At 37.8% G+C, this 13,693-nt stretch carries 12 protein-coding genes, 2 tRNA genes and 3 pseudogenes; 2 read left to right on the top strand and 15 right to left on the bottom strand.

Annotated features, from left to right (window positions below):
* Positions 1 to 14: 14 nt before the first annotated feature.
* The 11 genes from ACFIJ8_RS02845 to ACFIJ8_RS02795 form a co-directional block, all read right to left on the bottom strand.
* Positions 15 to 635, bottom strand: a complete 621-nt coding sequence (locus tag ACFIJ8_RS02845) for an NADH-quinone oxidoreductase subunit J (RefSeq protein ID WP_273723185.1) — start codon at positions 633 to 635, stop codon at positions 15 to 17.
* Positions 636 to 728: 93 nt separating this feature from the next.
* A complete protein-coding gene (gene nuoI, locus ACFIJ8_RS02840) occupies positions 729 to 1,220 on the bottom strand; it encodes an NADH-quinone oxidoreductase subunit NuoI (RefSeq protein WP_004860049.1) in 492 nt (163 codons plus the stop codon).
* A 14-nt stretch (positions 1,221 to 1,234) separates the two neighbouring features.
* Positions 1,235 to 2,281: an NADH-quinone oxidoreductase subunit NuoH gene (gene nuoH, locus ACFIJ8_RS02835; RefSeq protein ID WP_026500749.1), complete on the bottom strand. Its 1,047-nt coding sequence runs from the start codon at positions 2,279 to 2,281 to the stop codon at positions 1,235 to 1,237.
* A gap of 21 nt (positions 2,282 to 2,302) precedes the next feature.
* A complete protein-coding gene (gene nuoG / locus ACFIJ8_RS02830) occupies positions 2,303 to 4,372 on the bottom strand; it encodes an NADH-quinone oxidoreductase subunit NuoG (protein WP_375638962.1) in 2,070 nt (689 codons plus the stop codon).
* Between the two features lie 63 nt (positions 4,373 to 4,435).
* Complete coding sequence (gene nuoF, locus ACFIJ8_RS02825) at positions 4,436 to 5,743, bottom strand: NADH-quinone oxidoreductase subunit NuoF (RefSeq protein WP_015856355.1); 1,308 nt, start codon at positions 5,741 to 5,743, stop codon at positions 4,436 to 4,438.
* A 181-nt stretch (positions 5,744 to 5,924) separates the two neighbouring features.
* The gene (gene nuoE / locus ACFIJ8_RS02820) at positions 5,925 to 6,578 is read right to left on the bottom strand and encodes an NADH-quinone oxidoreductase subunit NuoE (protein WP_015856354.1); all 654 of its coding nucleotides are present in this window, start codon (positions 6,576 to 6,578) and stop codon (positions 5,925 to 5,927) included.
* Positions 6,578 to 7,768 (bottom strand): NADH-quinone oxidoreductase subunit D, encoded by a 1,191-nt coding sequence (locus ACFIJ8_RS02815; RefSeq protein ID WP_375638961.1) that lies wholly within the window; start codon positions 7,766 to 7,768, stop codon positions 6,578 to 6,580. Before ACFIJ8_RS02815 ends, nuoE begins: the two co-directional genes overlap by 1 nt.
* Positions 7,769 to 7,892: 124 nt before the next feature.
* Positions 7,893 to 8,501 carry an NADH-quinone oxidoreductase subunit C gene (locus ACFIJ8_RS02810; RefSeq protein ID WP_375639059.1) on the bottom strand — a complete coding sequence of 203 codons (609 nt, stop codon included), beginning with the start codon at positions 8,499 to 8,501 and terminating at the stop codon, positions 7,893 to 7,895.
* A gap of 17 nt (positions 8,502 to 8,518) precedes the next feature.
* Positions 8,519 to 9,100, bottom strand: coding sequence for a NuoB/complex I 20 kDa subunit family protein (locus ACFIJ8_RS02805; protein ID WP_375619772.1), 582 nt, complete (start codon positions 9,098 to 9,100; stop codon positions 8,519 to 8,521).
* Positions 9,091 to 9,456 carry an NADH-quinone oxidoreductase subunit A gene (locus tag ACFIJ8_RS02800; RefSeq protein ID WP_005773599.1) on the bottom strand — a complete coding sequence of 122 codons (366 nt, stop codon included), beginning with the start codon at positions 9,454 to 9,456 and terminating at the stop codon, positions 9,091 to 9,093. The genes ACFIJ8_RS02805 and ACFIJ8_RS02800 overlap by 10 nt, the downstream gene beginning before the upstream one ends.
* A 298-nt stretch (positions 9,457 to 9,754) precedes the next feature.
* A tRNA-Asp gene (locus ACFIJ8_RS02795) sits at positions 9,755 to 9,831 on the bottom strand.
* Positions 9,832 to 10,004: 173 nt separating this feature from the next.
* Here ACFIJ8_RS02795 and ACFIJ8_RS02790 point away from each other — a divergent pair.
* Positions 10,005 to 10,080, top strand: a tRNA-Val gene (locus ACFIJ8_RS02790).
* Between the two features lie 89 nt (positions 10,081 to 10,169).
* Here the strand turns inward: ACFIJ8_RS02790 and ACFIJ8_RS02785 are convergent.
* Positions 10,170 to 10,544, bottom strand: a pseudogene (locus ACFIJ8_RS02785) (XRE family transcriptional regulator).
* Between the two features lie 277 nt (positions 10,545 to 10,821).
* Between ACFIJ8_RS02785 and ACFIJ8_RS02780 the strand changes: the two are divergent.
* Positions 10,822 to 12,771 (top strand): ATP-binding protein, encoded by a 1,950-nt coding sequence (locus ACFIJ8_RS02780; protein ID WP_375638960.1) that lies wholly within the window; start codon positions 10,822 to 10,824, stop codon positions 12,769 to 12,771.
* Here ACFIJ8_RS02780 and ACFIJ8_RS02775 read toward each other — a convergent pair.
* The 3 genes and pseudogenes from ACFIJ8_RS02775 to ACFIJ8_RS02765 all read right to left on the bottom strand — a co-directional run.
* Positions 12,767 to 12,991: pseudogene (locus ACFIJ8_RS02775) on the bottom strand (hypothetical protein); the annotation flags it as partial. The gene ACFIJ8_RS02780 and the pseudogene ACFIJ8_RS02775 overlap by 5 nt on opposite strands.
* A gap of 116 nt (positions 12,992 to 13,107) precedes the next feature.
* Positions 13,108 to 13,336 (bottom strand): annotated as a pseudogene (locus tag ACFIJ8_RS02770) (hypothetical protein).
* Positions 13,333 to 13,693, bottom strand: a 361-nt coding sequence (locus ACFIJ8_RS02765) for a glycoside hydrolase family protein (RefSeq protein ID WP_375638959.1), incomplete at its 5' end; no start/stop codon positions are given. The gene ACFIJ8_RS02765 and the pseudogene ACFIJ8_RS02770, both read right to left, overlap by 4 nt.

Genomic DNA, 13,693 nt, shown 5'->3' with positions numbered 1-13,693 from the left:
CTACATAGCCCCCCTTACATACCTTTGCCTGATTCAACTTGTTTGATTTCAATGGCACTTTCTACCGTTCTAGAAACTTGCTCCGCAATAGATTGCCGCTTTACACCCAATTTATGACGAAGTGTTAAAACAATAGCCCCAATCATTGCAACCAATAAAATCATTCCAGCAATTTGAAAATAAAAAACATAATCCGTATAGAGAATATCACCTAATGCTTGTGTATTTGTTCGCTGCGCTAAATCTGGCATTGGTTGGGTAACATGCGTTCTCAAGACTGGAGAAAAATAGCTACTCACAAAAACAACAATCAATTCTACAGCGATAATAACACCAATAAGAGCTCCAATAGGAGCATACCGAAGAGTTCCACTCTTTAACTCAGCAAAATCAACGTCAAGCATCATAACGACAAATAAAAATAAAACAGCGACAGCTCCTACATACACAACAAGCAGAATAAGCCCTAAAAACTCTGCTCCTGCAAGCAAAAATAAAGCTGCTGCATTAAAAAATGCGAGGATTAAAAACAAAACAGAATGCACTGGATTGCGTGCTGTAATAACAATAACTGCACTTGTTAGCATAATAAAAGCAAACAAATAGAAAAATGCCGCCGCTAGATCTGTTAGCATAGGCTTCTCCTTAATTATTCAAACAATTGGTATAAACTTCATACCAGATTACAATTTATCGGAAAATATCCGACACCTCATTTAACGATACGCTTAACGATAAGGCGCATCCATCAATATATTTCGAGCAATTTCTCGCTCCCAACGATCTCCATTCATTAAAAGCTTTTCTTTATCATAATAGAGTTCTTCACGCGTTTCTGTCGCAAATTCAAAATTTGGACCTTCAACAATAGCCTCTACCGGACAAGCCTCTTGACAAAAACCACAGTAGATACACTTAACCATATCGATATCATAACGAACAGTTCTACGCGTACCATCATTACGTCGCGGTCCAGCCTCAATTGTAATCGCTTGCGCAGGGCAAATTGCTTCACATAATTTACAAGCAATACACCGTTCTTCACCATTTGGATAGCGACGCAATGCATGCTCACCGCGAAAACGCTGAGATACAAAACCTTTTTCATAAGGATAATTAATCGTGGGCTTTGGTGAAAAAAATTGACGCATAGCTAAGAAAAAAGCACTCACAAATTCCAATAGAAGAAGTGACTTTGCCGCCTGAATAAAACCTGACATCGTAACATCTCCTCTTAAACGAAATCCGTAAACTTTAAAAAAGCAGCAGTTATCACAACCATTGCTAGTGAGAGAGGAAGAAAAACCTTCCAACCAAGCCGCATGAGCTGATCATAGCGATAACGTGGAACAAATGCTTTAACCATAGCAAACCAAAAAAATACAAAACAGACTTTTAAAACAAACCAAATGATACCAGGAACCCAATTAAGCCACCAAACATCTAAGGGTGGCAGCCAACCGCCTAAAAATAGAATAGTTGTTAATGCGCACATTAAAACAATCGCAACATATTCACCAAGAAAGAATAGCATGTAAGGCGTTGAAGAATATTCTACCATATGACCAGCTACAAGTTCAGATTCTGCTTCCACCAAATCGAATGGAGGACGGTTTGTCTCTGCGAGCGCAGAAATAAAAAATATAATAAACATTGGAAAAAGGACCAACCAATTCCAATCGAGAAAGCTGTTAAAAGGAAGACCAAGAGTTGTACCAATTCCAGAACTTTGTTTATGAACAATTGTTGTGAGATCCAACGAACCACTTATTAAAATGACAGTCACAAGCACAAACCCAATGGAAACTTCATAAGAAACCATTTGTGCCGCCGAACGAAGGGCTCCTAAGAAAGGATATTTTGAATTTGATGCCCATCCCCCCATAATAACACCGTAAACCTCAAGAGATGAAATGGCTAAGATATAAAGCAAGCCAACATTAATCTTCGCAACCTCCCAGCCCTCATTGACAGGAATAACAGCCCAAGTTGATAAAGCAAGTGTCGCTGAAACAAAAGGAGCCAAAAGAAAAACACCCTTATTTGCACCTGCAGGGATAATAGGCTCCTTAACAACAAATTTAATTAAATCTGCAAAAGACTGTAACAAACCCCATGGACCAACAACGTTTGGTCCACGACGCAATTGTACCGCAGCCCAAATCTTTCTATCTGCGTAAAGAAGATAAGCAACTAAGATCAAAAGAACGACCAAAAGAAGAAGTGTTTTTCCAACTATAATGAGTAATGGCAACAGCCAAGTCATAAAGAAATCATACATCATTATTCCTTTTCCTTTGCCTTACTTTACAGTTTGCGTAGCACGGTTTTTTGCAAGAGATGAACATTCAGCCATAACAGCAGAAGCACGTGCTATCGGATTTGTTAAATAAAAGTCTTTAACCATAGAAGTAAAGGTTTGACTCTCTAGAGAAACCATTTTTGAACCAAGCGCCTTAAGACCACTTATATCAGAAGGTACTATATCATCAACAGCACAAAGATGTGGATAATCATTAAACAAGCATTGTCTTAATTGAGAAAGAGAATCAAAAGGGAGCCTTTGTCCTAAAATATCCGATAAAGCACGCAAAATAGCCCAATCTTCTTTTGCTTCACCTGGAGCAAAACCAGCCCGATTTGTCATTTGAACACGTCCTTCTGTATTCACATAAAGCCCTGATTTTTCAGTGTAAGCAGATGCAGGCAAAATAACATCAGCAGCATGTGCACCATTATCACCATGGCTACCAATATAAACTGTAAAAGCTTTTGTATCGGCTAATTCTACTTCATCAGCACCAAGTAAAAATAAAACTTCACAGGTTTTAAGAATATTTGCAACCCCAAGCTTAGAAGTAAAGCCTATGTCCAATCCTCCAACAATCGATGCTGCATTATGAAGAACCCCAAACCCATTCCATTCTTCACTAAGAGCACCAATATTGTCAGCTAATTTAGCAAGACTTTTTAAAACAGATAAACCTTCATTTCCTGAAACAGCTCCCTCTCCGATAAGAATAAGGGGCCTCTTCGCTTCTTTTAAGACATTAAAAAAAACATCCTCTCCACGAATAAGTGTCGTTAATGTATCACTCCCAGATCCAAGATAAGAATAAGGATAACGTAAATCGACTTTCTCTCCAATTAATGCAATAGGAAAATTTCCCATCCGTTGGCGCTTTAAAATACGCGCATTTAAAACAGCCGCTTCATGACGTGGATTAGATCCCACAATAAGCAGTGCATCAGCCTGTTCAATACCTGCAATTGTAGGATTAAAAATATAACTCGAACGCCCAAACTCAGGCGATAAAGCCCCCCCTCTTTGACGACAATCAAAAAGCGTTGAGCCCAAAGAACTCAATAATGCTTTAAGGGCATACATTTCCTCAACAGACGCAAGATCTCCAGCAATGGCTCCAATTTTTTCTGGAAAAATTTTAGAGATCACCATTTTAATTTTTGCAAAAGCTTCTGTCCAACTGACAGGCTGAAGCTTTCCATCTTTGCGTACATATGGCCTATCAAGCCGCTGAGTGCGCAATCCATCCCAAATAAAACGCGTTTTATCAGAGATCCATTCCTCATTTACATCTTCATTCGTACGCGGCATAATCCGCATAACTTCACGGCCACGGCTATCAATACGGATCGCACTACCAAGCGCATCCATCACATCAATCGATTCCGTTTTTACCAATTCCCACGGACGAGCATGAAACGCATAAGGTTTTGAAGTTAAAGCTCCCACCGGACAAAGATCAATAACATTTCCCTGTAATTCAGATGTCATAGCTTTTTCAAGATACGTCGTAATTTCAGCATCTTCACCACGACCGATCAAACCAAGCTCAGAAATACCTGCAACTTCCGTTGTAAAACGAACACACCGTGTGCAATGAATACACCGTGTCATAACAGTTTTGACAAGAGGTCCAATATATTTATCTTCTACAGCACGCTTATTTTCACTATAACGAGAACAATCTCGTCCATAAAGCATTGCTTGATCTTGAAGATCGCATTCTCCCCCTTGATCACACACTGGACAATCCAAAGGATGATTAATGAGAAGAAATTCCATAACACCTTCACGTGCTTTTTTTACCATCGCCGTATTGGTAAAAATCTCAGGTGCTTCACCGTTAGGCCCTAATCGTAAATCACGAACCCCCATAGCACAAGAAGCCTGAGGTTTTGGAGGACCGCCCTTAACCTCAACCAAACACATACGACAATTTCCAGCAATTGACAAAGATTCATGAAAACAAAAACGTGGAATTTCTGCCCCAGCCGCCTCAGCAGCCTGAAGCAACGTGTAGTAATCAGGAACTTCAATCTCTTTGCCATCAACTTTGATATTTATCATCACCCATCCAACCTGCGGATAACCCACTTAAAATTTGCATTCGGCTGCTCTTTAAAAAATCTTCTATCCTACTGCTTCTAAAGCAATGTTTTTGCTTTGGACTACATTTCGCGTGTATTCATCAATTCTACGCTCGATTTCCGGACGAAAATTACGTATCAACCCCTGTACAGGCCATGCGGCAGCATCACCAAGCGCACAAATAGTGTGTCCTTCAACCTGTTTAGACACTTCAAACAAAAGATCAATCTCGCGTTTTTGTGCTCTTCCCTCAACCATACGCCCTAAAAGACGCATCATCCAACCCGTCCCCTCACGACACGGAGTACACTGACCACAACTCTCGTGCTTGAAAAAAGCAGCTATACGCCAAATTGCCTTGATAATATCGGTTGATTTATCCATAACAATCATTCCCCCCGTGCCAAAAGAAGACCCGACATCTCGCATCCCATCAAAATCCATGATCGCATCGATCATATCCTCACCACGGACGACTGGACAAGAAGCCCCCCCTGGAATAACTGCTAAAAGATTATTCCACCCACCACGAACACCACCCGTATGTTTTTCAATTAATTCACGGAATGAAACACCAAGAGCGTCTTCAAATGTACAAGGTGCATTAACATGCCCTGAAACCATAAATAATTTCGTTCCAACATTATTTGCTCGTCCGATTGACGAAAACCACGAAGCACCCCGTCGCAAAATCGTTGGAACAACAGCAATGGACTCTACATTATTTACTGTTGTTGGACAGCCATAAATCCCCATATTGGCAGGAAATGGTGGTTTAAGCCGAGGTTGTCCCTTTTTTCCCTCAAGACTTTCAAGAAGAGCTGTTTCTTCACCACAAATATAAGCACCAGCTCCATGATGAATAATAATATCACAAGCATGCCCATATTTCGTTTTTTTGCCAAGTAAACCTGCATCATAGCATTCATCAACGGCAGCTTGTAGCGCTTCACGTTCACGAATATATTCACCACGAATATAAATAAAAGCAACATTGGCTCCCATAGCAAAAGTAGCGATTGCACATCCTTCAATCAAAGTATGGGGATCATGACGTAAAATATCACGGTCTTTACAAGTTCCAGGTTCAGATTCATCGGCATTGACAACCAAATAATGAGGACGCCCATCATTCTGCTTTGGCATAAAGGACCACTTCATTCCGGTAGGAAAACCAGCACCACCACGACCGCGTAAACCCGATGCCTTCACCTCATCAATGATCCAATCACGACCTTTGTCAATCATCTCTTTCAGACCATTCCAATGCCCACGCAACATCGCAGCCTTTAATGATTTGTCTTTTAAACCATAAATATTGGTGAAGATACGATCTTTATCAGCTAGCATACCCCACCTTTTTTTCTATTACCCATAGCATTTTCCGCTTTTCCTCAAATGCAATTTTTAAATATCTTTTCAAGACTTCTTACTTTTCATTAAATGTTGCCATCATGGGTAGAATAATAAAATATTTTCTCAAGAAAAATACTTAATTATGTCCCCACTCTATTATGTCCCCACTCTTTCCTTATCCTTTTTTGGTGAAGACTTGAGAGATCTTTTTTTCCTTCTCATCATCAATAAGAGAAGTTAAACCACTAATCGGTTCCGACGACTTACGGCTACTTTGCGGACCAACAGCTATCTCAGAACCTTTCCCAGCTTCAAATGCATCAATAATTTCTTCAAGACGCTCAGCTGTAAGATCTTCATAAGTATCTTTAAAAATCATAACCATCGGAGCATTCACACAAGCACCAAGACATTCTACCTCTTCCCATGATAAGGTTCCATCCTGATTGGTAACAAAAGGTTCATGATGAATTTTTTTCTGACAAACTTTAATCAATTCACCAGATCCACGTAACATACAAGGGGTCGTACCACAAACTTGAATATGCGCTTTTGTTCCAACAGGCTTAAGCTGAAACTGAGTGTAAAAAGTTGCAACTTCCAAAACACGAATATAAGCCATGGAAAGAATCTGAGCAATATGCTCAATCGCGGCACGTGTCACCCAACCATCTTGTTCTTGAGCACGCATTAATAATGGAATTACAGCAGACTGCTCACGCCCTACAGGATATTTCTCTATAGTATTTTTTACCCATATCTGATTTTCTTTTGTAAAAGAAAACTCAGCGGGCTGATAAACATCATCTGCAAGACGGCGTACGGACATTAGCGATCAACCTCCCCAAAAACAATATCAATCGAACCCAAAATAGCTGTAGCATCCGCCAGCATATGACCTCTGGTTAAAAAATCCATAGCTTGGAGATGCGCAAACCCAGGAGCACGCAACTTTACACGATAAGGCTTATTGGTTCCATCAGAAACAAGATAAACACCAAACTCACCCTTCGGAGCTTCCACAGCAACATATACTTCTCCAGGAGGCGTATGAAAACCTTCCGTATAAAGCTTGAAATGATGAATCAGTGCTTCCATCGAACTTTTCATTTCACTCCGTTTCGGTGGTACAATCTTGCGATCCAAGCTCGAAACCGGTCCATTTTTTTCAGTACTCAGCAAACGCTCCACACATTGGCGCATAATTTTTGCTGATTGACGCATTTCTTCCATACGAATTAGATAACGATCATAACAATCGCTATTCTTACCTACAGGAATATCAAATTCCATTTCATCATAACATTCGTAAGGTTGGCTTTTACGTAAATCCCATGGAACACCAGCCCCACGAATCATAACCCCAGAAAAACCACGTGCCCAAGCTTCATCAATAGTTACCACGCCAATATCCACATTACGCTGCTTAAAAATCCGATTTGGCGTTACAAGCGCATCAAGTTTACCAAGAGCAACAAGAAAAGGATCAATAAAATTACCTATATCTTCAACTAAAGATTCTGGTAAATCTTGATGCACACCACCAGGGCGAAAATAATTTGCATGAAGACGTGCGCCACAGGCACGCTCATAAAAAATCATCAATCTTTCACGTTGCTCAAACCCCCAAAGAGGTGGTGTTAAAGCACCAACATCCATTGCCTGTGTTGTTACATTAAGCAAATGATTAAGAATACGCCCAATTTCAGAAAACAAAACACGTATTAATTGCCCTCTTTTAGGAACTTTAATATCCAATAACTTTTCAATAGCAAGGACAAAAGCATGTTCCTGATTCATAGGAGCAACATAATCCAAACGATCTAGATAAGGACACGCTTGAAGATAAGTTTTTGTTTCCATTAACTTTTCGGTACCGCGATGCAATAACCCAATATGTGGATCTACACGCTCAACAACTTCACCGTCCAACTCCAAAACCATGCGCAAAACCCCATGCGCGGCAGGATGCTGCGGACCAAAATTGATATTAAAGTTTCGAACATTGACCTCAGCCACAATCAACCCCTTGCTTTTTAAAAAACTTCATATCAAATATCAAAAAAATCTATCATACTAAAAAATATTTAATTATTTAAGAAATACAGTACTCTAATATAATGCCTTATCAAAACAAATATTATTATTTTTCACCACCTGCTTTTTCATCACATGGTAAAACATATTGAGCACCCTCCCAAGGAGAAAGAAAATCAAAATTACGCATTTCTTGTCGCAAAACAACAGGCTCATAAATCACCCTTTTTGCTTCATTATCATAACGACATTCAACAAATCCTGTCACAGGAAAGTCTTTGCGTAAAGGATATCCTTCAAACCCATAATCTGTTAAAATCCGTCTCAAATCCGGATGTCCTGAAAATAAAATCCCATACATATCATACGTTTCACGTTCATACCACTCTGCGCCAGGATAAACCGTACAAGCTGAAGCAACAGGAGTATTTTCATCCGTACGAACTTTTACACGTAAGCGTAAATTCTCACGAGGAGATAACAATTGGTAAGAAACATCAAAGCGCTTATCGCGAGAAGGATAATCCACACCACTAATGTCTGTGAGATTAATAAACTGACAGCGCGAATCATCACGAACAAACATTAAGACATCGATAATTGCATCAAGACGTGCCACAATGGTCAACTCACCAAAAGCAATAACAGTCTCTTCAAGCTTATTTTTTAACTTGTTTTCCAAATAAGCAGCAAGTTCAACCAAAGTTTTATCCATCATGACAAGAAAACTCTCTATCGCTCTATGGATCCGGTACGACGGATTTTTTTCTGTAGCAACAATATGCCGTATAATAATGCCTCTGCTGTAGGTGGGCACCCTGGAACATATATATCGACAGGCACGATACGATCACATCCACGCACTACTGAATAGGAATAATGATAATATCCCCCACCGTTTGCACATGATCCCATAGAAATCACATAACGTGGCTCTGGCATCTGATCGTACACTTTTCTTAAAGCAGGAGCCATCTTATTTGTTAGAGTACCTGCAACCACCATCACATCTGACTGACGGGGTGAAGCTCGTGGCGCATATCCAAAACGCTCATTATCATAATGAGGCATTGAGCATTGCATCATTTCGATAGCACAACATGCCAAACCAAAACTCATCCACATTAAAGAACCGGTACGTGCCCAAGTAATCAAAGCATCTGCCGAGGTAACTAAAAATCCCTTATCTGATAATTCAGCATTAATATCACGAAAAAACTTATCGTCAGACCCTATCAGCTCACCAGTATTGGGATCAATGATTCCTTTTGGTTTTGGAGCAGCAATCGTTGAATTATTAGATCTTAATTCCATTCAAGGGCTCCTTTTTTCCATTCATATATAAACCCAATAGTCAAAATTGCTAAAAACACAATCATCGACCAAAAGCCAAACATACCTATTGATTCGAATGAAACAGCCCAAGGAAAAAGAAAAGCAACTTCAAGATCAAAAATAATAAATAAAATTGATACCAAATAGAAACGAATATCAAACTTCATGCGTGCATCACTAAATGAATTAAACCCACACTCATAAGCCGATAACTTTTCAGGATCAGGGGAACGATATGCTACAATGTAAGGTGTAATCAACAAAACTCCAGCAATAACAGCTGACACAATAATGAAAATCAAGACCGGTAAATAAGAGCTCAATAAATAAGCCATAACCCTCTTCCATCGTAACGAAATGCCTGAGTTTAACACAATGATTCAATATTGCGAGACCAAACAGACAAATTTAATAATCGCTCTATTAATTCTATTCATACTGCTTCAAAGGCGTATAGAGCGATACTTTTCTTATCGGCATAGGTAACGCAGAGCAAAGAAAGACGCAAGCCCTATTATTATAAACCATATAAAAAGAAAGAAAAAACATATCATCCCCCAATCAAATACTCCACCACCACACTCAATACTATATGGATATTTTAAAAAGGAAATTTCACAAGGAATCACGAAATGGCGCGAGTGACGGGGCTCGAACCCGCGACCTCCGGCGTGACAGGCCAGCACTCTAACCAACTGAGCTACACCCGCGCATTTTTTTCGAACCAATTTAATTTGGTACAAGCGGTCGTGTAAGGGGTTCATGCGTTTATGTCAAGAAGGATTATGCATTTTTAAAAAAAATTATCAAATACCATCTTTATTCTTGCGTTTAGAAATTTTTTTCCTTAAAGAGTTCCCATTCAATTGCCAATCATTGCATTGGGCGATTAGCTCAGCTGGTAGAGCGCCTCGTTTACACCGAGGATGTCGGGAGTTCGAGTCTCTCATCGCCCACCATATAGCTTTATATTCCTATTAAGTTGTTGATATTTCATATGTTTTTTACAGTGAGGGATGCGTAAATAAAAGTGAGGGTATAGGATTTTCTAACATTTCTTTATAAAGCACGCTTCGCACAATGTTTCTAATGTTTCTTTGAAGTCTGCTAACGCTTCTTGATGTGAGCCATCTAAAAGTCTCATAAACGCAACAACAGTTTCACGTTGCAACGGAGTAGAAGGCTTTATTATGATGCTTTTGCGACAAGCATCTGATTCTCTTCTCAAAATTTCTGCTACCTCTTGATCTAAGGCATAGAGTTCAACTATCTTTTCCTCCAGTCCTACAGAAACAGATTTTTTGCTAATCTATACAAAAGATAAAAATGCTACAGATATGTCTAATTTCTTAGCCATATCTAAGAGGCGTTCTGAGCGATCAATGCGAAGTTTCCGTAAAATTTTACCAAAGGATGTAAGCATCTAGAAAGTCCTGTTAGAGAAGAAATATTTCTTCTGATTCTAATAAAATTTTTCAAATTTTGGTTAGTTATTATTTTTAGTGTGTGGAGATCTTGTCCAATACCTCTATATAAAAACCATTATCAAGCATATACAATATCTATTACGATAAGAAGTTATTAATTTTCATCTATTACGATAAGAAGTTATTAATTTTCATCAGGAACAGTGCGTTTAATATCATCATAAAATTTAAATATTACAAAGAGATATATAAATAAAACATATTGGTTTACCCATGCTTGTCAATCTTAATGCTATAATCCGCGATCTTTCTTCAGAAACGAATATCGTTACAGTTCTTAAGGAATCTATCGTTAACTCTATACAAGCTCATGCAACAAAAATTGATATTTTATTCCAACTTCATGGCAATGTAGATTTGTGGGGGAATCAACCAGTTTTTTCTATAAGCGTTTTTGACAATGGAGATGGATTTACAAAAGAGAATATCAAATCTTTCTCTACCTATAAAAGTGATTATAAAATTCGAGAAGGATGTAAAGGGGTTGGACGTATTACTTACTTGAAAATATTCGAGGAAGTTAAAATTGTTAGTTTTAGCAAAGATGAGCATAATGCTCAAATTTCACTAAATTTCACTCCACAGTTTACACAAGATTCTTTTAAAAAAGAAAATGGCCAAAAAGATAAGTGGTGGAATACACATTTATATTTTGAAAGACCTTATAAACAAAATGTGTTAGATATAAACCTAGTTCATAATGAAATTTATTATCATCTTCTTCCTTTACTTTTTTTAAAGAAAGATGAAAATATCCGAATTAACTTTTATGTACATAATGTAGAAAATTTAGAAGATGTAAATAACTTAAGGGATGTAAAAAATTTAGAAGACGTAGAAAGCTTAAAGAAAAAAACAATCAATACGCAAGATTTACCTTACTTAGAAAATAAAACTCTAAAAATTGGTCCTTTAAATATTCCCTTTACCCTTTCTTATTATTTTGAAGAGAATAAAAATTCTAATACTAAAATAGAGGCTTACTATTGTGCTAATAATCGTACTGTTATGCCTTTTTCAAAGTTTATGAATATCAATCCAATAAATAATGTGATGATGATATTTTTATTAGAATCGTCTGTTTTGGATGAGTATGTTAACGACGAACGGAATGATTTTGAGATTAATAAAAAAGATCCTGACTTAGAAACCCGACTGACTTGGGAGAATATTAATCAAAAACTAGAGATAATTTTAGATGAAATAATTAATATCCGATTTCCAGAAATTAAAGAAAAAAAGAGTACTCTTCTCAAAAAAATTGCTGAAGAATATCCTTATTTAGTAGACTTTCTAGACACAAAAGATGTCATTGGGGGCGTCTTCAAAGAAGATTCATTTATTGAAAACGCGGAAAAAAAATATTCAAAAAGAAAACTAGCATTCAGAAAAACTCTTCATGAAGGCAAAGGAAAGCCAAAAGAAAATTTACAAAAAGCACAAAAATTTGCTAGTTTAGAATTAACACAATACATTCAGTTCCGAGATGATATTTTGAATCAATTCTCTAAATTATTAACACCAAAAACTTTAGAAAAAGACATTCATAATTTATTTATTCACCAAGGAAAAACAGCTGATAAATTTTCTCCTTTGCCATTAAAAGAAAATAATTTATGGATAATTGATGATAAGTTTATGAGTTATAACTATTTACAAAGTGAGAAAACAATACAAGAATTTCTTTCAAACGTTGATTCGTTATCTATTAATTCTGGAAGAAAAAAAACAGAATTATGTAGCCGACCTGATATAGCTATCTATTTCGACTCTGAAGAAAAAAAACGTGTTGTCTTAATAGAATTAAAAAAACCCACGGCAGATTACAAAAATTCAGGCGTTGCACAATTAAGTAATTATGCCAGAGTCCTTAAAACATGTGGTGTTAATGAGATATATTTATATTTAATAGCTGAAATAGATGATGATTTTGCATATACATTGCTTGATACAAATCATTTCATAGAAGTTTTTTCTCAAGAAGGAAAATGTTATCAGGGAAGTCTTTCTATGGGTAATGCATTTGTACAAGTTATATCTCCAAGTGCTGTTATTGGGAATGCAAAAGCAAGAAATAGAACTTTTATGGATATTATTAAAAAGGATTTGTTACATCATCGATCAAAGCAAGCCAGTCAAGTATTCTGTTCTTCAATCCTTTGAAAACCAATGTTTTAAGATGTGAGAAGCTATTCTCTATGGCGTCCACGCAACGGGCAAAATCGATAATAAACATAAAGACAATAAAGGCAATCAATTTCATGATGCGTGACATCATCTTTAAACCTTGATAGGTTTCTATCATCTCGTGAAGAAGCTGTTGTTCTTTTTCTATAAGATCTTTATCTTTGCTGCTCCGTTTCTTGACCATCTTTCCAACCACATAAATGGGCTCCCTGCTTGTTATGCTTCAAAATATCTCTTGCAAGGTTGGAACTGATGACCGCAACATCCTTGTTATCCAAATAAATGGGCAACCAGCCACCACAAGAAACAGACCTATTTGCCGCGCACCCAACGAGAAAGTTCAGAGCGCACACCAGCATCACTTTTTTGATTAACTTCATTTTCTACCTCAAGCCGCGTTGTTGCTGTCTTTAAAGCATTCTCTGTTTTCTTTTGCCGTTCGCTTTGCTTGCCAAGGTGAAACGCCTTGGCTAAAGCCATAAAAAAAAACGGCTAAAGCCGCTGTAAACATAAGAGAATATTTCTTTAGCCAAAAAATCATAAGCGTTGCTCCCGAAAACGCTTGGCGACAATCACTATGCCCGTTACAGCCGCTAAAACCATTATGCCTACTAATGCCCATTGGATTGGTCCATTGCCTGCTAACAAACCTCCAAAACCTGAACAAGACCCTATAATCGGGGCAAGTGCTTCTATTTTAAGAAGTCCGGTTGCCGTTTTCGTTTCTACCCTTTGATAATTTGAAGAAACATAAGACCCTTTTACCCATAATCCTGCTTCTGCTGCTCGACGGTTGGCTAAACCCGCAAGAGGCTTCCCAGCAACCTTATTCCATTTCTGTAATTCTAAGGGTACGGCTTCATAATCCCCTTGATTAAGCTTCTTCAATAATGTTGAC

The sequence above is a fragment of the Bartonella sp. MF74HXZ genome, from assembly GCF_042194445.1.
Taxonomy (GTDB): Bacteria; Pseudomonadota; Alphaproteobacteria; order Rhizobiales; family Rhizobiaceae; genus Bartonella; species Bartonella grahamii.
The sequence above is the reverse complement of the archived record's forward strand: the minus strand, read 5'-3'. Positions and strand labels throughout refer to the sequence as shown.